Below are 21310 nucleotides of genomic sequence, written 5' to 3' on the forward strand. Positions count from 1 at the left end.
CCTTACTTATACTCAAAGTTCAACGAAGCTACAGTTTGCTGGCCATCCGGATTAATTATATAGTAGGATACGATTCCTACTGTTCCAGCTGGAGTTTTGAATTTCAATCGAGTAGTATTCACAAATGTTGCTTCATATTCAACTCCTGCAAATACAATTTTTGCTCCAGATTTAAAATTCTTACCATCAATATACACGATAGTACCACCATTGGCTGTACCATAATTTGGAGATGCGCCTGTAAGAATAGGTGCAGGCACTACTGGTGGAGCTTCATAAGTAAATATTGTTGTCGCAGACAGTCCCGCTGGATTAGTAATTTTTATCTCTACAGGTCCAGCAATAGAAGAAGCAGGAGTTATAAGTTTAATACGTGTAGAATTTACATATGTGTAACTTACTTCTACATTATTCATTGTAACCTTTAATTCTGAAGTGAAATAAGTTCCATCAATATATACAATTGTTCCTCCAGTCATTAGTCCAGAACTAGGTGTTATGAAACTCACAGTTGGTATATCTTCTAGATAAGTGAACCCACCCACAAGTGTAGAAGACTTCCCATCTGGATTAGTGATTGTCACATCTACTGGTCCTGTAACATCTACTGCTGGAACTTTAACTCTTACATTGGTTGCACTCTGATAAGACAATAATTGTAGCTGTTGTGAACCAATCATTACAGTCGCACCTTGTTGGAAGTCAGTTCCGAAGATGTTTAATGTATATCCACCGCGTTTATTTCCTTGATTAGGGTCAAGGCTTGTAATTACAGGGTCTGGATACACGGGTGGTGTATCATAACTGAATCCACCTACAAGAAGGCCTGATTTACCATCAGCATTCAGAACTTTAGCATCTACTGGTCCAGGCGTTGATCCAACTGGTGATTTCACCTTCAACCGTGTTGAGTTAACATAGGTTGCATTTAAGTCAACTTCATTCCCATCGATAATAAAATACATTTTAGTCTCCGAGTTAAAACCCGTACCATCCACATAAAGGATTGTTCCACCACCCAAAGGTCCATGTGCTGGACTTATCGCTGTTAAGGTTGGCGCTGGTTGTTCTGGTGGAGCATCATACGTAAAGGCATCTGCAAGTCTAAATGTTTGCCTATCAGGATTTACTACAGTCACACTAACTGTTTCTGGGGTAGCCCATGCTGGCGTCTTAAAGGTCAATCTTGAAGAGTCAACAAATTTTGATGGTACTTCTACTCCGTTACCTACAATAATGATAGCACCAGACACAAGATCCTTTCCGTCTAGATATACCGTAGTTTCACCTACCAACGGTCCGTTGCTAGGAGTAATTCCTGTAACTGTCGGTGGTGGTGGAGTGATGAAAGAAAAGGATTGTGGTAATACAGATTCTGTGCCATCTGCATTAACGACTTTAACATCTACAGTTTCAGCTTGCGCCCAAGCAGGAGTTACAGCAGTCAATTTACTTGCGTTATTAAATACAACTGAACTCGCTTCAACACCATTAAAATACACTTTACTTGCTGATTCGAATAGTGAACCCGTTAATGTGACAGTTGTTCCCCCAGTTGTTTCTCCCTGATCTGGGGTAATCGATACTAATTTCACAGTCGGAGGTGCTTCATAAGTAAAGGCATCTACTAATGAAAGTTCCGTACCATCTGGGTTCTCAATTTTGACATCTACTATCCCAGGTGCTGCCCCTGCAGGCGTTATAGCAGATATAGAACCTGCTGTGTTGTAAGTAACCGTTGTTGAGTATTGGTCACCGACTTTCACCTTAACTCCTGGTAAGAAGTAGTTACCAGTAATCACCAATTTAGTTCCACCCGCAAGTGGTCCCATAACTGGCGATAAATTTGAAACCTCTGGTTGTGCATAATATGCAAAGTCAGCAGTCGCAGTTTGATTATCGGTATTAATAACCGACAAGGTAACATTACCTTGTGTACCAACTGGAGTAATTACCTTCAGTTCAGTATTACTAATATATGTTACATTACTCGAGAGGGTAGTTCCAAATTTAACCTGAGGGTTTGGTAAGAAATTCTCCCCTATAATTGTAACTTCTTCTCCTCCTGTAATAATGCCCTTGTTCGGTGTTACTGTAGTAATGATCGGTGCGGGATAACTCACTACCACATTAGCCGAAGGAATAATATAGCTATTGGTAGCTCCTGTATAATCTTTATAACTAATGTTAGAAGTCGAAGTGGTTACTGGATATGTTCCGTTTATACCACCTTGTTTTTGACGTATTTTATAATTAAATGACAGTGTGTCATTTTTCAACTCCAAGAAGTTCCATGTTAATGTATTTCCGTTCACAGTTGGCTTAGGTATATTGTTATCATAAGAACCTGGGACAATTTCGAACCCATCATTAACATTCTCAGTGACAACAACATCGTAAGCACTTGCCAAACCTATTTCTTTAACAATAGCTGCATAAATGTCTTTCAAACCTACTGAACCTAATACAAAATGATGATGCTGGGCTGTTGTAGCCATATTCTTCAACAGAATATTTGCTTCACTTGTATCTGGAACGGTATCTGCATTCAACAGTGCTATCGTATAAAATACAATTCCTGCATCTTTAGCTTGCTTAGCCTTCATCAATGTGTAATCGTAGGCATTTAATCCGGCTCCCTCTTCACCTTTACCTGCTACACCTTTAGCCTCACCATCAGTGAGCAGTACGATAACAGGCTGAGCTTCAGGACGATGATTAGCTAATAACTCCTTAGCCTTTTGAATCGCTTTTCCTGTTGAAGTATTTCCGGACGAATTCACAGTATCAACATAGGCTTTGGCACTTTGTGCATCAGCAGTTAGATCAAATGATTTGATCATATCGTCACTACTATAATCAACGATACCTACACGATGTGTTGACAAATCCATCATGTCAATAAACCCTTTGGCAGCGGATTTGGCATTTGTCATTTTGTCGCCTGCCATACTTCCAGACTTATCGATGACAAGAATTACATCATTTGGTTTAATAACGTTAATCGGAGGAGTCCCTTGGACATTTAATGTAACCTCAGTTTCTCCACCTACTAATATATTTGCAGGATTAACAGTGGTAGAAGCTGACACATAGTCTGTCGCCGCCTCAGCAGGTGATAACGGTGTTAGACTGGCACTTATAACTAGTACTAATAGCATAATAAAAAACTTTTTAAACTTTTTCATACAAATCCTCCTATTTAGTATTTTCGATCATAAAAGTAAGAATCCGCGAAGATGGGAGCTTCATATTGTTGCGATACTTTAGAGGACATTACATGGGCTTGTTGCATTCGATTCATACTTGTACTCAATAAAGATTGCATAGATTCATTCAATTTAGACAAAACTCTCAGCATATCCTTTTCTGACTCACTATACTTTTTGTCTTCACTTGACTGCAAAATAAGATACAAACTCTCGACTTGAGCTTCTCTTTTTAGAAAAGCACTTCCATCTTCTCCCTGCAATATTTCCTCATAGATATCCTTCAATTGTTGCATGATCTGAAAACGGTCCATATCAGCTACCTTTGCCGCTCTTCGCAATATGAACAGCTTCCTTCCACGTCTCCGCAAATCCTCGGGCAAAATCTATAACTTGTTCCAACAACTCCGGATCTTTACTGATAATAAACGAATTTAGCTGAGACAAGTAGAACATATACAAATCACGAAGTTGTCCCGAAATCTCGTAATTAAAATTTAGAGTTCCGAGTAACTCATACAATATAGCTCTTGCTCCGTGAATTCGTTCTAACATCTCTTCCAGCTGATCTTTACTCAAATGTAATTTGGCCATATTCAGTTTGCGATACAACTCTTCATATAATAGGAGGGTCAGTTCACCAGGACTTGCTGTTTCCACTTTCGTTTTGATATATTGTTGTTGGTAATTCAATGCCACCATGTAAAACCTCTCCCTATAAACTTAAAGTTGATGATGCTTATGACTATGGCTACATTTGACTAGCTTCCCAGTTGTGATGTAAGCCAAGAACCTTTATTATTCAATTTCTGCATGGCAAGTTCCATAGCGGTAAATTGTTTGTAATAGCGTTCTTCAATCGTTATGAGCCGTGATTCCAATGTCGACATCTTATCATTTATCGTGTCAATTCTTTTACCTAACTGACTTCCATCCACTGCATCAGACACTGTTCCAGAACCAATTCGTTTAATAATTTTATTAATCTGTGTCGTAAGAGTTGAATACAATCTTTCAGCATATCCAGTCTCACTCTGATAATCCTTGTCAGTAGGGTCCTTAGTACTGGTCTTCGTGAACAGATTCATAACCCCGTCAGGATCACTATTGATTGCTTCAGTCAGCTTCACCGTGTCAATTTCTAACTTACCTAATTCGCTGGTCATTCCTTTAGAGAAACTCTTAAACTTGATCCCAATATCAGATAATGAATCCATCCCGCTGCTCAACCCGCTCACTTTATTGAGAAGTACACTTTTCAATGAAGTTAGGGCTCCAGTTAGAATATCATCACGATACAGCATTCCCACCTTGGCCTTAGATTCCCATAATTCAATTTGCTTCTCCGACATACTTTCCTTCTCTTCATCTGTTAAAGGTGTATAGCTACGGTTCGGAACAGCTTTTGTCTTATCATTCACAGAATCAACCAAGCTATTATACTGTTCAACAAAACTTGTGATCTGATCAACAATATTAGATGTGTCACGAGCTACTGACACAGAGGCCGTGGTTGTGGACACACCCTTCAGATCAAACCGAACACCATTCATTTCAAATGCATTATTCTCGAATTCTAAGGATGTACCATTCACTTGAACGGAGGCATTAGTTCCTGCAACTGCGGTAGGTGCACTCAACTTAAACAACGAAGAGGCTACGCCACTTGGATCATTAATTTGAATGGATGAACTTTTCCCAGTAGCATTGGAACTCAGCATGAATCGACTATTGATGCTATCATAACTCATCGTCACGCCAATATTAGCACTATTCACCTGTTTCATGACGGAATCATATGTTGAACCTGCAGTCACATCAATTGTCGTAGAACCTTTAGGTCCAACAATTTCAAACGATCCCGTTGTAGCTACTTGTGCATTGATATCAACAGCGTTGGTTGTCCCAACTGCCAAGGCACTCGACGCCAGACTATTGACACTAATGGTGAATCCACCACTAGTAGCTTTAGAGGATGCTGTTGCTGTTACCACACTCGTGTCACTACTATTCGCACTTTGTTTGTTAAAGGCACTAGAGAACCGCATCTTATCTGTCAAATTACGGATCGCCGTTAACGTTGAATTCATTTCTCTGTACGAGTCTCGCTTCCATGCGATGGTTTGTTTCTCCTTAACCAATTTATCAAGAGGTACCCTCTCCGTTTGCATAAGCTTCTTGATAATTGTATCTGTATCCAAGCCGGAGGCCATCCCACTCATTCGTATTGTCATTCTCGTTCCCTCCTATCTGTTATTTTCTCTCATCGAGGAACAATCCAACTTGTTCGCACAAATTCTGAACTAGATCAAGATATTTCTCTGGTGGAATTTCTCTAAGCACTTCATTAGTTTCCGTATTCATCACTTTAACGATCATTTCCTTGCTACCTTGATGTACTGACCATTGCAAGCGAGTATCTAATCGTTGAAGCACTTTATTCCCACGTTCGATTAGTTCCGTGAGTCTCTGATCACTAATGGAGGGAAGATTAATCAAGTGTGGTCCCCGGAGAGTAGTCTTCAACCCTGCATCCTGACTCAACAGAATAGAATCTTGCAATGGGAAATTCTCTGCTGACGAATCTATTCGCATCTACCTCAGCTCCCTATTCCGTTAATATTAAAAAAACCGACCGGATTACCCGGCCGGCCCCTACGTTGAACAATTGATTAACGAAGCAATTGCAGGATGCCTTGTGGTTGTTGGTTCGCTTGAGCCAACATCGCAGTAGCAGCCTGTTGAAGAATATTAACCTTCGTAGACTCGCTCATTTCTTTCGCCATATCTACATCACGAATACGGGATTCTGCTGCTTGTAAATTCTCAGAAGTTGTTCCCAAGTTATTGATTGTATGTTCTAGGCGGTTTTGTACAGCACCCAAATTCGAACGGATAGCAGATACTTTATCGATAGCTACCTGAACAAGTGTCAAGTTACCAGTAGCTTCAGCATTCGTACCATTTAAAAGTGGATCTAAAGTACCAATTCCCAATTCATCAACAGTAGCCTTTATAAGTTCTAGAGAAATAGTATCACCAGCATTAGCACCTACCTGAAAGACTATTGGCGCTGTTTGAGCATCATCTCCAAGAAGGTTCTTAGTATTGAAAGTTGTTTGCTTAGAGATATCCTCAATTTGAGATGTCAATGCAGTAATCTCAGATTGAATTTTTCCGACATCAGTAGTTGTCAACACTTCATTTGCTGCTTGCGTGAACAATTCGCCCATACGTTGTAGCATAGCGTGAGTTTCGTTCAATGCACCTTCAGCTGTTTGGATCAATGAAATACCATCTAAAGCATTTTTGCTAGCTTGTTCCAAACCACGGATTTGGTTACGCATTTTCTCAGAGATTGCAAGACCAGCAGCATCATCAGCTGCACGGTTAATTCTGTAACCAGAAGACAATTTCTCTAAAGATTTGTTTTGAGCATTGTTGTTATTCGTCAGTTGACGTTGTGTGTTGTAAGAAGCGATATTGTGATTAATACGCATGATATAATTCCTCCTTGGAATGTGTTGGTGATTAGCATCCTTGCTTCACCCATGATTTGGTGTAGTCATAGCTTGCGGCCGTCAAAGCTATGATAACGTCCCATATTATATATATCGGACAAACTCCGTTAATGTTTATAGTATTTTATATATTTTAGAAATATTTATTTTTTCTTGGTAACGAGATATCTTGTAGAATTCGCTCTATATTATCGTTCAGTAGAACAGCCTTCTTGTTCTGCTCTTGAATGTGCTTATAGATCTCCTCCCTATAGATACTTATATGTTTAGGGGCCTCAATACCAATTCTGACTTGATCACCCACAACATCAATGATAGAAATGACAATATCATCACCGATCATTATTTGTTGACCTTTGTTCCTGGAGAGCAATAGCATACTATCCTTCCCCCTCTCCATGGTGATCTACCAAAGAGCAACGTGTAGAATAATCAGATGATTCTAGTATAATCTGCACTCCTTCTTTCGTTACCTTATTAATAGCAATCGGGGCTTTCAAGTTAATCGATATATTAGTAGTGGATCTGATGGTAGTGATCACTTTGATATCAACAAATTCCTCACTATGGAGCTTTAACTTGTCCAACCAATGATCCTCGATATCAAACTCATAATCCGGTTGGAATTGGAAAGGATCCGTTAATACAAAGGTTAGATTGGGGTCGTCAACGGATTGCATGAATTCAAAGGGGCTTTCTTCTGAAGATTGAATCAGGAAATAACGTGTCATTTCTGTAAATCCTAGAATTGGACTTACAAAGTTAATAATCGCCGTGTCCTCGATCTCTACTTCTCCAAACCTTGCTGTCTGTACGAACATGAGTACTTCCTCCTTAGTGGTCACAAGCATACACGGCCTCGCCGTCCTTTAACGGCGAAGAAACGTTTAGCGTTGAAATATAAGCCTATTTATAAGCAGAAATACTTATAGACTCTTATATTATAAAAAAAATAGCTATAATGAATCGAAATTCATTATAGCTATTGTATCGAAAATATTATATAACCGCATCCAATTGCGTTCCGATTATACTAAAATTTATATAGTTTTTCTGGGCAACATATGCTCTCAAATTACTGGGAGTACAGTTCATTCTTACCTCACCATATTCCGGATCACAGGTCACTCCACCTGGTGTATACCTCATTTCAACAGTTCTGGGCGTATAAGTAATATCTATATTGTCATAGGAGACAGGACCACGGAACTCCATGTATCTGTCTTTCAGCGTATTCTCATACGCCAAGTCAGCGAACACATGGCTTCCCTTGTCTTGAATGGCCATCATCCGATCTCCCGCCTCCGCAATTTCGCCAATGTTCTGAACAACGGATGACTTCGCATTCTGAGAAATACGTTCAAGCATTTCAATTGATCTAGCTAGGCCTGCACCTGACCTTGCTCTGCTCTGATCAATGTGCAATTCCCCATCCGTACTCCTCATTTCTAATTTTCCGGACTGTTGACTTATGTTTAAGTTAGATTTCGGTTGCTCAATACTCAATTGACCCCTTACCGTCTCCAAGCCAATCTTGCTATAGCCCTGTTGAATTTGTATACGGGGAATATTCATTCAAGTCACCTCTTTAGTTCAAGAAATCAAGCAGACTTGGACGAATCACGCGAGCCATGGTGTCCAACGAAGCCTGATAAATACTCTCTGATGTCTTTAGCTCCGTAATAACCTTACTCATATCAGCATCCTCAGTCTTTGACTGAAGGGATACATAATTCAGATTCAGATCTCCTAGACGACTCAGTGTGAAGTCCAGTCTATTCTGTTTCCCTCCCACTGCTGCTTGCGCGATAATAACATTCTCCAGAGATTTCTGAAAGGCAGGAATGGATGCTTGAATACCTGCTGTGCTATCGTTAAGTAATGCCTTCTTAAAGTCATCTACCACTTTAAATAACCCATTTGCATCACCTGAAGCTCCAAACACATTATCACCGATTGCATTAACACTTACATAAATGCCTGCACCAATCTGATATTCAACCTCACCTTGATCCAAACTGTACGCCTGATTTGCGGGATCAGCTGGATATGGTGGTTCGTTAACACGCTCACCATTAAATATATACTTCCCTTTAAACTGAGAGTTCCCTATAGAAACTAATTGGTTATACAATTCATCGACCTCGGCAGCAATATTCTTACGAGCATCCGCAGGTACGGTATCCGTTCCACCTTGAACCGCAAGTTCAGCGAGCTTTTGAATAATTTCTGTGGTTTGTGTCATGGCTGAATCATTCATTTTCATCCATGAATCTGCATCTTCCACATTCTCTGTAAATTGCGTCGTTGAACTAATTTCTGAACGATAGTGAAGTGCACTAGCTACACCTACTGGATCGTCTGAAGGGCGATTAATCCGGCGTTGAGTCATCATCTGTTCCTGTTGCTTGTCCATACGTTTATAGTTAGTCTGTAGACCTGTCATCATCGAATTACTCATCATTGATTGTGTAATACGCATCAATTCATCCCCTATCTACCGACTACGCCGGTACCGTTAATTAATTTGTCTAACATTTCATCCATCGTTGTAATGATTCTTGAAGAAGCACTGTATGCATGCTGGAATCGGATAAGATCGGACATTTCCTCATCCAATGAAACGCTGCTGATCGACTGACGCAGAGTATCCGCATGGTTAACAAGTAAACTCCCGTTATCCGTCATCTTCGTTGCATGTTGTGTATCCATACCCAACTGAGCTATGACGGATTGTAGATAGCCACTAAATGTGCCATCTGTGGTAATGGCACCATTCGTACCTGTTGGATCAAAATTCATTTTACGTTCTGCTAATCCAGCAATAAGAAGTGCCATATCACCATTACCTTGCAACACTTTATTCTGTGTAGTACCATTTGCATTAGTAACTGTCTCTGTACGCATAGATGCTGCAATATTCTTCAGATCATTAAGAATGTCGTTATTCACTCGAATATTAGCGGCCGTAATCGTAGCTGATCCATCCGAAGTTACAAAGAAGTCTTTACCATTCGTAGCTGGCTCTGCCAAGGTATACCCTAATTTATGTAACCCATTTAATCCATCCACAGTATATTTAACATCTGCTGTCAACTTGCCTGATGCGTCCACTGTAGCTCCAGGAACTGTAACGCCTGCAGGTAGAACGCTTCCTGCTGGAATCGTAACTTCTACTTTTCCTGTAGCAAGTGTATTTGCCATAATATCTAGTTGTTTCGTATATTCTGCTACATGAACATCACGTGACTGTACATAACCAGCAATTTCACCTTTGTTAAGTGTCGTGGCAATATCCTCTGTAATCGGTGTAGATGTCATCCCATCGACGACCACTTGGTTACCAAATGTTAGTTCATAATTATCTGGTGTCTCGTTCACTGTGACATTCCCAAGAACAGATAATTGGTCGACTAGAAGATCTCGCTTATCACGCAAGTCATTCGCATTATCACCCAAGCCCTCAATACGTCTAATCATCTGTGTCAACTCAGCAACTTGACTAATATTATTGTTCGCTTCTGACACTTTCGCAGTAATCCTTGTAGACATGTTATCTTTGATTATGTTCAACTGAGTTGCGATATGATTGAATGTCTCAGTAAGTGCAATAGCTTTCTGCTGAACTACAGAACGTGCCGAAAGATCAGCGGTACTTGGGCTCTTACTAAGCTGCTGCCATGCATTCCAGAACTCAGAGATACTGGTAGCTATACTATTCTCAGATGGTTCATTGACAACTCCCTCAATATTCGAGAGCGTCTCTTGTTTCACTTTCCAAGTAGCTAGCTCCGTATTCTGATTGCGATATTCTATGTCTAGTAAGAGGTCACGTATCCGTGTGATGCTAGTTGCTTCAACACCCATACCTAATTGTCCTGGAGCTGTTGTCTGAAGAAGACCAGGATAAGATAGTGGACGTGCTGCCTCTAAGTGTACAGTTTGGCGAGAGTATCCCTCTGTATTGGCATTCGTAATATTATGACTAGCTGTGTTAAGTGCTGTTTGTTGTGCTAATAACCCTCTCTTACCAACTTCAATCGTATGAAAAGTAGATCTCATTTACTTCACTCCTCGCTTCCTATTCTATGTCCTTGCATCAAAAAAATTGCGGTTCAAGCTTCTTGTGACATGCTGCTGATTCGGATTCTGATATAACATATCATCCTCAGGTCTACTCACAATTAAATTAAGAGAGTAGTCTATAAAAGACAAAGATTGATCTATCATTTCTTTGTTCGTATTATTAAGATTCTTCAATGTAAGTAATGTATCTAGTAATCGCCGTTGTGAATCCAGTAAGTGTTGCTTCTCTTCTTGATCGAACACGAGACGTGTCATTTCTGTAATCGTTAGCTTCAGTTGAGAACGAATCCCCTTCTCTGTAAGGAATACATTTGCTGCATCGACGCGCGCTATTTCTGACTCATTAACCTGCTTCAGTAGGCGAGTCTCCTTATTCATAATTTGCGTTAGATGCTGCATATCGTTCTTCAAAATGGCTTCATGTTTCTCTTTAGCTGCATCGACAAGATGTTGATGTAATTCATTCAAATGGTCCATTTCGGCTATTACTTGGTATATACTCACTCAGAATCACCCGACTGTTCAGTTGCCTTGAAATATGGCATTAACTTCTCTGCTAATATATTAGCGTCTACCTTATAGTTACCCGTCGATACTGACTCCTTCAACTCTTGAATTCGTTCAGCACGTTTCGGATCCTGAACTTGACTTTGTGCATCTAGCATCTCTTTAGCTTCTGTTGAAATAGACACTTGATCCTTTTGAAATTTCCTCTTATCCACATGATTGTCTCGAGTCTCCATATTCCTCTGGTAAGGGTTAATATTGCCTACTCGTCCTGGTTCATTTACTTTCATGTTTTTCACCTCACTATAATAAAAGACCGATAATCTTTACTAAGTTTATCGGTCACAATTGTATTATATTTAATAGCTAACAACGTAATTTGCTATTTATTTGCTATTTTTTGTATTTATCAAGCACCTTATACGCACCTGTACCCTTGTTAGCATTCATATTTCTCAATTGATGTTCTTTGACTGATTCACTCAATTCCTTGGTCAGACGTGCCCTACAGGCAGGGCACATGCTACTCTCGTGAATAAGAGCTGTGCCACACAATTCACATGGATAACTTAGATTAGGAGCATCTATAATAGAAAATCGCCCATCTTGAATAAATTTAGTGATCTGCCGCATCGTTACTTCAGTCGCTTCAGACAATTCTAGCATCGAAGAACTTCTATGACCTCGTAAATATTCGGCACATAAATCATATTGTAGTTCGATTTCTTTCTTACAATCCTTACACATATTTCGCAAATTTAACACATAAAGCTTACCGCACTGTGGACAATTCCCTAGACTCATCGCTCTCCAATCCCCTCTTCCACATAGTACATTATCATCGAATTCTGTCATTATTATATATAGATTAACTTATCGGAGTATGACTCGTCTATAATTAAGTATAAAAAAAACCTATCAAGAACGCGCCCAAGTAAGACTATATATTTCGACTGGAAATGACACCATTTCACTGGCCTCAATCAATACATGTGCACACGCATTGACCGTACTTCCTGTGGTGTAAATATCATCAATAAGGAGGATTCGTAATGCCCTCGGGATCCGTAGTGATTGCTGATGCCTGTCAAGATTCTGAAGCATGTCCATCACATCCGGATCACACTCGAAAGTATGATCCATATCACGGATGCGACTATTTCGACTCTTGAAGCTTTGTTTATCTGTATGCCGATCTCGTATAATAAGCCTTCGAAATGGTAGATTCGTCATTTCTCCCAATCTTACTGCAAGGACTTCCGCTTGGTTAAACCCACGCTCTTGAAGCCGTGTTTCACTTACAGGTACACATGTAATCACGTCGATAGCCCACTTCGAGTCTGAAGAACTCTGCTTATATTCATGTATCAACCTTGTATAAGCCCATTCAAGCATCCTGCTGAGTAACTCACTATAACGTTCGTTACCACGATACTTATATTGAGCCAACCATTCACGCATCATAGGATTATAAGCTACGGCGCTCCGATTACATATAAAGAAGCGCCCTTTCCTTACATCCTCCCGAGAACAATCTGGACATCCCATCTGTCGACCACACAGGCTACAACGAGGATTTAGGATCCATGGGATTGAGTCGTAACAACCGTGGCATATTCCATGGATCATGGTATAGGTATTCGTCATTTTGCCACATGTTAGACAGCTCACTACAGGTGGTGCAATGAATTGATGTATGAAATCTACTATACTCCTCCAGTTCATAATGACCTCCTTCATTTATTTAGATAACAATCCACCTCGCCGCGCGATTCGATTCATTCCCTTGATCTGTCTCACAGCCCTTTTCTGCGATCTTGTCCATTGAGATGACGCAAAGACTACATGACCTTCTGGATCATCCTTAGATCTACCAGCGCGTCCAGCCATCTGAATCAATGATGCTTCATCAAAGAGACCACTATCAGCATCCAGAATAAATACATCACTGCGTGGTACCGTCACGCCTCTTTCAAGAATAGTTGTTGTAATCAACACTCTAATCCGTGTATTGCGAAAGTCCACAACCTTCTCTGCCCGCTTCGGATCTACAGATGAGGTCCCTTCTATATGAACATCAGGCAAGTAACGTCGTAGCAATGTAACGAAGGGCTCAATATGTCGAATGCGTGAGACGAAAACAAACAATTGCGCCCCTCGCTGAATTGATCTCCTCAAAGTATGAAGGAGCCCACTAGAGATTCGCTGCTGTTGTAGGTAATGTGCAACAGACTTCATATCTATACGACTAGGAACAGGAAGGGGTTGTCCATGGAAACGAACAGGCACTCTTGCATAAGCGATTCTACCGGAAGATGCTTCTTGCTGAAGCTTCTGTGGAGGTGTGGCAGACAGATATACGAATTTCCCTCCAAGTTTACAAGCATGTTGTGCAGCATAAGCTAACATCGGATCATTATGATATGGGAAAGCATCAATCTCATCAATAATGACAAGATCAAACGCTCGATAAAAGCGCATCAATTGATGTGTGGTAGCAAGTGTCAATGTCCCTGGCTTCCAACGTTCTTCACTGCCTCCATAGAGCGTGACCACCCTTTCTTCAGGGAAAGCCTTGACAAGTCTTGGAGCTAACTCTAGTACAACATCCCGTCGTGGTGTAGCTACAAGAACTCTGCCTCCGGCTTGTAACACAGAATCAAGTAACGGAAAGATCATTTCCGTCTTACCCGCTCCAGTGACTGCCCAAAGGAGGAAGCGTTCTGGCTCTGCAGAATCAGAGGCAGGACACTTTATCGCCACTCTGCCCGCATGACTAACTGTGCCCATATTGCGGAATATACGATTACCTCTATAACTTATAAATTTCCCACTACTCCCAAATTTGACACCAATACGATCATCTCCACCACTTCGGATGCGGTTCCGCGAGGCCGCTGTCGCTCCGCCCCCTGCGGGTGGCTTCGCTAAGAACCGCAGCGCCGCGGCAGCCGCTACGCCTTGCGCGGCACTAAGCCCCCACCGGCCCATGGCCTCGGTGGGGGAACCGCCAGCCGTGCCTCGCACGGCTGGCTGCGCTGCTCCGCGAAGCAGCAGCGTACAAGCGCGGCTGCGCCCCATTGCGAGGCAGGCCTCGCAGTAGGCGCAAGCCGCGCGGCCGCACGTGGCGCATGCCGTGCGGCCAAGGGCTACGCTGCCGCAGCGCTGGCAGCGGGGGACCTTGCGGCGGCGCTGCCAAGGCGCGCCGCCACGAGGCGAAGGCGCAGGTGCAACGCCTGCGCCGAGCGTGAGCTGGCCCTGGAGATAGGCCAGCTGTGCGGCCGTGAACCAGGCGCTAGACAAGGATGGCTCTGCTTCTACCAGCAAGCCATCCACTTCTGCCGCCAACAACGATCGCCCTTGGAGCAATGACGTTAACATGTCAGCTTCATAAAGTACCTCTTTCATCACACTAGGAATCCGTAAGTCTCCCACCCGATAACAACGTCCTTGTTTCTTTACAACATGATCCCATAACGTTTCAATACCCATGTCTTTCATCTGATATTCATTCATCTTTCTATCACCTGCGATAGCACTTCCTAGAATATTCACATTCATCACATCTTGGATTCGCCAGATCCACATATCACCTTCTCTTATGTATTTTTTATGTGGTTGCAATTTTGCTTCTTCCATCAGCTCTTCTTGAAGAGCTCCAATGACATACTGTGTCCACTGATGAGCCTTCCAGTGATCTATTCCGTTCACGTATAAGTCCATCTGCTCTAGCTTCAGCGCCCATCCAAGAGGAAGCCCCTCACCAAGAAATATCATCCTGCATGTTGGCTCCTTAGCTACTTTAGCCCACCATATTACATCCATTCTCATATCAAGCGATATCTTAATTGACCAACATCCAGCATTTCGAATCGCATATACTGCAACCTTCAACTCCCACCACCTCCATAGAATCACACTGTCACGCCATACTATTTTTAATTAGTGCCTATTCCTTCATCAGTATCCTAGCCCACATTCTATTACCTCTATTTAAATTAATCTTTCTCTTGGCGGTTCGGCTCTCTTTCATTCTGCATGCCATAAAACACAAAAAAGCACATTCTCCCAGAATCCCGATCTTGGAGAGTGTGCTTCACACTTTACTACTACCTATACAATTGCTAAAAATAATCATACACCAACAACTATTATCTTTGCACATAGGGGATACGCCTATCCTCCTGTGGTGTTCTTACATCAATCCATATGGATCCATCAATACTCTCTGGTAGTAAATAGCCGTTCGTATGTTCTCCATTTACTCCATCACAAACCGATATAGATAGATCAAGACCAGACCATTCACGCATGATGTCAATCATCTGCACAGTTTCATCGTTTGAATCATGATCAATAACATGAATATACAATTTCTTACCTTTAAGTAAAGCATATAACCATAGAGCACGTACATACCATTCAATCTTTTGTTCATGATTACATGTTACCAGTATATACTCTTGCTTATGTTTGTTCCGCCTATTCCCCTTCAATTTATGGGTTGTCGCATATAAACCATGAACGATGGCAATCGCCAACCCATAAATGATAGCTATCCAGGTTAATTGGATGACCATGGAGATCCACCTCCTTCTTTACCAACAATGTATGCTAATCAAGAAGGCTCGGTGACAAGATATGAACATCGCGCCCACACCAAGAGAAAAAGGAACGGCTATATTATATGTAATATTCTATGACCGCCTACAAAAGCCTTATTAAAGTGTTACCCACCCATATTTAATGGCATTAATAACAGCTTGTGTACGATCATCAACTTCCATCTTTTGCAAAATACTACTCACGTGGTTCTTAACTGTTTTCTCACTAATAAAGAGAAATTCACCAATCATTTTATTACTCTTTCCTTCTGCCATCAAACGTAACACTTCAGCTTCCCGACGGGTCAGTGGGTTATTCTCTCCACCTACAAATTTCACTCCTGCTTCTTTGTCGGATCTTTCGCTCATTGCCCCAGTTTCATTCACATACGTCATACGGCGTAACTGATTAATCAACTTCCCCGTCACTTTAGGATGAATAAATGCATAACCTTGATACACGGAGCGAATCGCATTAATAAGAGACTCTGCCTCCATGTCCTTCAGCAAGTAGCCATTCGCACCTTTACGCAATGTCTCAAACACATAACTCTCATCATCATGAATCGATAAGATGATTACTTTAATATCAGGAAACAGTTCACGTAATTTCTCGGTTGCCTCCACGCCATTCTCCAATGGCATATTAATATCCATGAGTACAATGTCTGGTTTAACTTCATTACAAAACTCGAGTACTTGGATGCCATCACCACATTCACCGATGACTTCCATATCCTCCTCCATGTTTAGAATCCGCTTCAGACCTTCGCGAAACAATTGATGATCGTCAGCTAAGAGTACCTTTATGGCTTTTTTCCCAGAATCTCGATTGTCCATCACGTTACTCCTTTCTCTTTATCCACGTTTGTAGGGATATGAATTATGATCTTCGTTCCTTCATCCAACTTCGAATCGATCTCCATTCTCCCATCTAGAAGCTCGACTCTTTCACGCATACCAATAATACCGAAATGGTCGTTTCCCTTTTCTTCTAATTGTTCCATCTTGAATCCACAACCGTTATCTAGTACAACAACCTTAACCATTTGTAATTGATAAGTAATCTCTACTACAACATAAGATGACTCCGCATGCTTAGCCACATTCGTTAACGCTTCTTGGACAAGTCGATAAATAGCTGCCTCCATTGCTGAGGTGAGACGATGTTCCTTCCCCCTCACTTCAAGCAACGTTCGAATTTTCGTTTTCTCTTCAAAATCATGAATATATTTACGAAGTGTTGGAATGAGTCCTAAATCATCCAGAGTCATTGGACGTAGATTAAAAATTACTTTGCGGATTTCTTCAAGACTTGCACGTACTTGTCCCTTCAAATCTATTATTTCGTCCTGCACCATCTTAAATTCCTGCTTTATTATCATTCTTTCTACAATTTCTGTCCTTAGCACTAGATTAGCCAACAATTGAGCTGGACCATCGTGTACTTCTCGTGCAATTCGTTTCCGTTCTTCTTCTTGTGCCACGATAATCTTCAACCCTATAAGTTGACGATTCTTAGCACTCTCAATAATACGACTAACTTGACTTATTTCTCCAGATAAATATTCCATGACTACACCCATTTGTGATCCAATGCTTTCAGCACGTTCCACAGAGTTCTCCACATTTCGCGTTCTTTTCTGTAGTTCATCACGTCTTGCTCTAAGATACATTTCCTTCTCACGATAAATCATCACATCAAGTTGGAGCTGCGTCGCCTTCTCATAGGCTTCTCTAATATCCTCTTCCTTATAGTGAACAAAGTCTCGGCTAACTTCTGTTAAACGGATGCGTGAACTCCGGTAACTTAGTTCTAGTAGATCAACCTTCTTCAAGGTGTCCACAGTTTCCTTCATCACATACTGAAGTTCATGATTCAGCGTGTTCAACTCATCTCGAGCACTCTCTAGAATCTCAAACATTTGCAATTTACTATCTTCCACAACTTCAATAGCATTCTTTACGACACGGTCTATAGCTTCAGCTTGAAAGTCCACTCAAGAGTTACTCCATTTCTTCCTTCAATGTTCATTCACTATTCCATATCATAACATATCACGATTCGATTGTGACGGTCTTCATGACCTGGTTCCACGTAACTTTTAGACCTAGTTGTTCAGACACTAACCGAAGAGGGACTAATGTTCTACTTTGTGCAACAATAGGCGCTACTAATGCACTAGATCTCTTACCATTAAGTATAAATTCCTTCTTATTCACCGTAAGATCTAATAGCTTCCCTCCACGTAATACCGTAATTCTCTGATTCGCAGCATCCCAATTCGCACTTCCCCCAAATGCATCTACAACATAACGAATAGGTACATACGTACTGTTATTTTTTACGACAGGTGCAACGTCCATGGACTTATTAGTCGCATTAACCGTCATGGCCTTCTGTCCAACCGTCATGACTGCCTTTACTTTAGGGAGACTCGCTTCACTAGATAATGAAGGCATCGTGAACTGAATGTTATCGAAGGCTACTTTACCGGTCAAAGCACGTTCATCTTGCCCCTCTTCGACATTCACAACATAGAGTCGTTTCAATTGGGCAGGATATTGGATATTAAGACCACTCAGATCCATTGTTAGTGTCTTCCAACCTTCCCAGTCAATCACCTTAGCAAGGTCTACGTAAATCGTCTTACCCGACTTATCTGTAAGCTCCGCACGAAGCCAATTCAAGCTCTTATCACCTTGAACATCCACAGACATAGAAGTTGCTGCAGCAGAAATGGTTCTGCCCACGGTGCCATTTAGTTGTGCATAAGCGTACATTTTACCGCTTCCTTGTGTCATATCATATTGAAGATCCATCACCTTAGAGTTCGAATGATCTCCACTTCCTTGTGTAATTGACGCTGTTCCACTTACTTGGCTGACATTGCTTGTGAATTGAACAGGATAACTTACATTCTCGAAATCTTCCCACATACTGTTTCCTGCCTCAGAGAGAACAACAACCGTACTGAATCCATTATATCGACCAATGGCATAACCCACTTTTGTATTCGCATCGATAGAAGTCACAGTCAGTTTATCCCCTTGTACATTCCCCTTTAACCCGACATACTCCCATTTCAAAGAACTTGCAGGAATAACGATACTTTCTCCACTCTTTGTAACAGCAGTAACCGGAATATTGATAACGGTGCCTGCTTTAAGTGGTCCTGTTGAATTAGCTGTAGTTAGGCTAGCAAGTTCATCAGCACCTAGAACGGTCACCTTCGTGCTCACGTTAGCAGAACCGCTAACCGCTGTAATTGTCGCTGTACCAGGTTGCAACCCTGTAACCTTACCTCCACTCACTTTCACATTACCATTGCTAGAAGTCCATGTAGGGCTCACCTGTGATGTATCTATCGGATTATAATAAGTATCATAGCCTTTTAGACTATAAGAGCTCTCTTGTCCAATTAACAACGTTGAACTTCCACTAATTTTAAAACCCTTTAATTGTCCTACTGGTGCCGTACTAAATACGCCAACCGAATTGACGACACTTCGTTGAGTTTTCCCATATTCCGTATCAAATGTTAGTGTTGCTTTATTCTCGGCTAATGGACGGGTTACCATAGTAGTAGATCCGCCACCATCCAAATTCATTGCTTTCCATATTCCGATGTTCACCATGAATGTCTGAAGTTCAGACAGAGACATACCTGAACTGTTACTATTATCTTGGACAGCCACGATGTAAGCATATCGGCCATCTTGAGAATAACCAAGGGCTGTACGAGCGCGGTATCCTCCGACACTACTAACATCTCTAGTAAATGCTGAAGCTTTACCTCCGTTTACTAGTAACGTATGTCCACCAATCATCATTTGAAGGCTAGCAGGATCAACCTGTTGTCCTGTCGTTTCTGATATTAGTGAAGAACTCACATTCAAGGGCTGTCCAACGGCAAAATGAGTATTTGCGAATTCAGCAGCCGTCCCATGCGCACGGAGAATAAACCCATCCTCTGGAACCAAGATATTCAAAGGGGCTTTATAGGAAAGTTGCGTAACAACACCATTTTGCACAAGAATCTCAGTAGCCGTTGTTGAACTATTGCTAGGACGCTCCAAAGCTTTCCAACTACTTGTGTACATATACATCGCATTCACATGACTATAAGTTGAACTCGTACCCTCAGGAGTGTATGTAGTCTTATTAATACCTGATAACGGAAATACTGCACCATCTTGTGCCGTTACAGAACCGTTGAAAGTATACTCATCAATCATGGGCTTCCCATCTTTAGACACTGTAAAAGAGTACATTCCTTTTAGATCTGCAGGAGTAGCCATTAGCACTCCATCTGTGATCTGACCTCCTAGAGGTGCCCATTGTGCTCCTGCACCGCTTGTAATGTAATAATCTCCATTCACTGCTGCTACGGCACCATTCTCATTAGCCATACCTTGTGTACTCTGTCTTGTCGTATACTGGCCATTCACACCATTCATAGCATCCAGCTTCACATTTGAATTCTGTAAATCTATTCGAATGACATCTGCGAGCGCTGTCACCTTTTTACCTGAGCGAGTCGTAGATAATTGATACTTGTTTAGGATAGCTCCAGAAGTAATAATTTCTTCTCCAAGCTTTTTGACGGATGCTGAAGCTGCGCTAGCAAATGAAGAATGAGCTGAACCCGTGATAGATATTCCATCTCCTATAATGGGTGATATCCATAATAGTCCTGCTAAAGTAATAACAACCAACTTCTTTCCTGTCGGCATAGCTACTCCGTCTCTCAAATGTTGTAAGTTCCTGTTCATCAATTATTAATCTCCCATCCTATTTGCGAAATCATCAAAATAATCACATATTTTTATAGGGTACATTGTGTACCCTGAACTAAAATTCACACTCCCACATATGCTTTAGATTCTAGCATTTATGATAAATATGGAAGAACCTATTTAGTACATTCTATATAATAGACTGATTTTTTTAGAAAAAGTTACGAAATCTCACTAATTAGTTCTCCTACCCTATTAAATTATTAATCTATAAGCTACTAATCACCCAAAATAAGGTGAACCTTAACTATCCTCTATCATTTTTCTCCGAGAGTACTCCCACTTCTCTAAGTGGTGAGGTGAATCGGTGACCTCCTGAATAATCCCACAAGATGTTCTTCCCTTCTTATATCTTAAGAGGTACAATAAAGGTAGAACATATATTCGCATTACGCGACTGTAAGGGGGTGAAGCTTTGTCAGATTCAGAGTCAATGTACAGAGCCCATCAAGTGTGGATTAAGCCTGGTCATCGCTTGTTTGCGTACCTCGATCAAGCATGTCAGGATGCCAAGAATCTGTATAACACGACCAACTTTTACATCCGACAGATCGTTACCGCTTTTGGGAAGAATGAGCCTCTT

20 protein-coding genes are annotated in these 21310 nt (G+C 41.3%); all 20 read right to left on the reverse strand.

The annotated features are described in order from the left end of the window. Positions 1 to 2: 2 nt before the first annotated feature. Entirely contained in the window at positions 3 to 3188 is a 3186-nt protein-coding gene (locus AC1D69_RS22220) for an IPT/TIG domain-containing protein (RefSeq protein WP_495458313.1), read from the reverse strand. A gap of 14 nt (positions 3189 to 3202) precedes the next feature. Further along, complete coding sequence (locus tag AC1D69_RS22225) at positions 3203 to 3550, reverse strand: hypothetical protein (protein WP_495458314.1); 348 nt, start codon at positions 3548 to 3550, stop codon at positions 3203 to 3205. Next, positions 3525 to 3911: a flagellar export chaperone FliS gene (gene fliS, locus AC1D69_RS22230; protein WP_495458315.1), complete on the reverse strand. Its 387-nt coding sequence runs from the start codon at positions 3909 to 3911 to the stop codon at positions 3525 to 3527. The genes AC1D69_RS22225 and fliS overlap by 26 nt, the downstream gene beginning before the upstream one ends. Before the next feature lie 59 nt (positions 3912 to 3970). Beyond that, positions 3971 to 5443 carry a flagellar filament capping protein FliD gene (fliD, locus tag AC1D69_RS22235; RefSeq protein WP_495458316.1) on the reverse strand — a complete coding sequence of 491 codons (1473 nt, stop codon included), beginning with the start codon at positions 5441 to 5443 and terminating at the stop codon, positions 3971 to 3973. 19 nt (positions 5444 to 5462) lie between these two features. Further along, on the reverse strand, positions 5463 to 5804 hold the full coding sequence (locus tag AC1D69_RS22240; RefSeq protein ID WP_495458317.1) for a flagellar protein FlaG: 342 nt from the start codon (positions 5802 to 5804) through the stop codon (positions 5463 to 5465). Between the two features lie 77 nt (positions 5805 to 5881). Next, positions 5882 to 6709 (reverse strand): flagellin N-terminal helical domain-containing protein, encoded by an 828-nt coding sequence (locus AC1D69_RS22245; RefSeq protein WP_495458318.1) that lies wholly within the window; start codon positions 6707 to 6709, stop codon positions 5882 to 5884. Between the two features lie 154 nt (positions 6710 to 6863). Then, complete coding sequence (csrA, locus tag AC1D69_RS22250) at positions 6864 to 7109, reverse strand: carbon storage regulator CsrA (RefSeq protein ID WP_495458319.1); 246 nt, start codon at positions 7107 to 7109, stop codon at positions 6864 to 6866. 1 nt (position 7110) lies between these two features. After that, complete coding sequence (gene fliW, locus AC1D69_RS22255; RefSeq protein ID WP_495458320.1) at positions 7111 to 7551, reverse strand: flagellar assembly protein FliW; 441 nt, start codon at positions 7549 to 7551, stop codon at positions 7111 to 7113. 178 nt (positions 7552 to 7729) lie between these two features. Then, positions 7730 to 8305, reverse strand: coding sequence for a DUF6470 family protein (locus AC1D69_RS22260; protein ID WP_495458321.1), 576 nt, complete (start codon positions 8303 to 8305; stop codon positions 7730 to 7732). A gap of 13 nt (positions 8306 to 8318) precedes the next feature. Beyond that, positions 8319 to 9212 (reverse strand): flagellar hook-associated protein FlgL, encoded by an 894-nt coding sequence (gene flgL, locus AC1D69_RS22265; RefSeq protein WP_495458322.1) that lies wholly within the window; start codon positions 9210 to 9212, stop codon positions 8319 to 8321. An 11-nt stretch (positions 9213 to 9223) separates the two neighbouring features. After that, positions 9224 to 10792 (reverse strand): flagellar hook-associated protein FlgK, encoded by a 1569-nt coding sequence (flgK, locus tag AC1D69_RS22270; protein ID WP_495458323.1) that lies wholly within the window; start codon positions 10790 to 10792, stop codon positions 9224 to 9226. A 24-nt stretch (positions 10793 to 10816) separates the two neighbouring features. Continuing rightward, positions 10817 to 11320 carry a flagellar protein FlgN gene (locus tag AC1D69_RS22275; protein WP_495458324.1) on the reverse strand — a complete coding sequence of 168 codons (504 nt, stop codon included), beginning with the start codon at positions 11318 to 11320 and terminating at the stop codon, positions 10817 to 10819. Beyond that, positions 11317 to 11613, reverse strand: a complete 297-nt coding sequence (flgM, locus tag AC1D69_RS22280) for a flagellar biosynthesis anti-sigma factor FlgM (RefSeq protein WP_495458325.1) — start codon at positions 11611 to 11613, stop codon at positions 11317 to 11319. Before flgM ends, AC1D69_RS22275 begins: the two co-directional genes overlap by 4 nt. A gap of 103 nt (positions 11614 to 11716) precedes the next feature. Next, positions 11717 to 12178 carry a flagellar protein gene (locus AC1D69_RS22285; RefSeq protein ID WP_495458326.1) on the reverse strand — a complete coding sequence of 154 codons (462 nt, stop codon included), beginning with the start codon at positions 12176 to 12178 and terminating at the stop codon, positions 11717 to 11719. A 63-nt stretch (positions 12179 to 12241) separates the two neighbouring features. Further along, positions 12242 to 13048 carry a ComFC family protein gene (locus tag AC1D69_RS22290; protein WP_495458327.1) on the reverse strand — a complete coding sequence of 269 codons (807 nt, stop codon included), beginning with the start codon at positions 13046 to 13048 and terminating at the stop codon, positions 12242 to 12244. Positions 13049 to 13063: 15 nt separating this feature from the next. Further along, the gene (locus tag AC1D69_RS22295) at positions 13064 to 15217 is read right to left on the reverse strand and encodes an ATP-dependent helicase ComFA (protein ID WP_495458328.1); all 2154 of its coding nucleotides are present in this window, start codon (positions 15215 to 15217) and stop codon (positions 13064 to 13066) included. 257 nt (positions 15218 to 15474) lie between these two features. Next, positions 15475 to 15903, reverse strand: a complete 429-nt coding sequence (locus tag AC1D69_RS22300) for a hypothetical protein (protein WP_495458329.1) — start codon at positions 15901 to 15903, stop codon at positions 15475 to 15477. 141 nt (positions 15904 to 16044) lie between these two features. Then, positions 16045 to 16767, reverse strand: a complete 723-nt coding sequence (locus AC1D69_RS22305; RefSeq protein ID WP_495458330.1) for a response regulator transcription factor — start codon at positions 16765 to 16767, stop codon at positions 16045 to 16047. Next, entirely contained in the window at positions 16767 to 17927 is a 1161-nt protein-coding gene (locus AC1D69_RS22310) for a sensor histidine kinase (RefSeq protein ID WP_495458331.1), read from the reverse strand. The genes AC1D69_RS22305 and AC1D69_RS22310 overlap by 1 nt, the downstream gene beginning before the upstream one ends. 58 nt (positions 17928 to 17985) lie before the next feature. Then, complete coding sequence (locus AC1D69_RS22315; protein ID WP_495458332.1) at positions 17986 to 20703, reverse strand: stalk domain-containing protein; 2718 nt, start codon at positions 20701 to 20703, stop codon at positions 17986 to 17988. Positions 20704 to 21310: the final 607 nt, after the last annotated feature.

This window comes from Paenibacillus sp. Y301, from assembly GCF_059445505.1.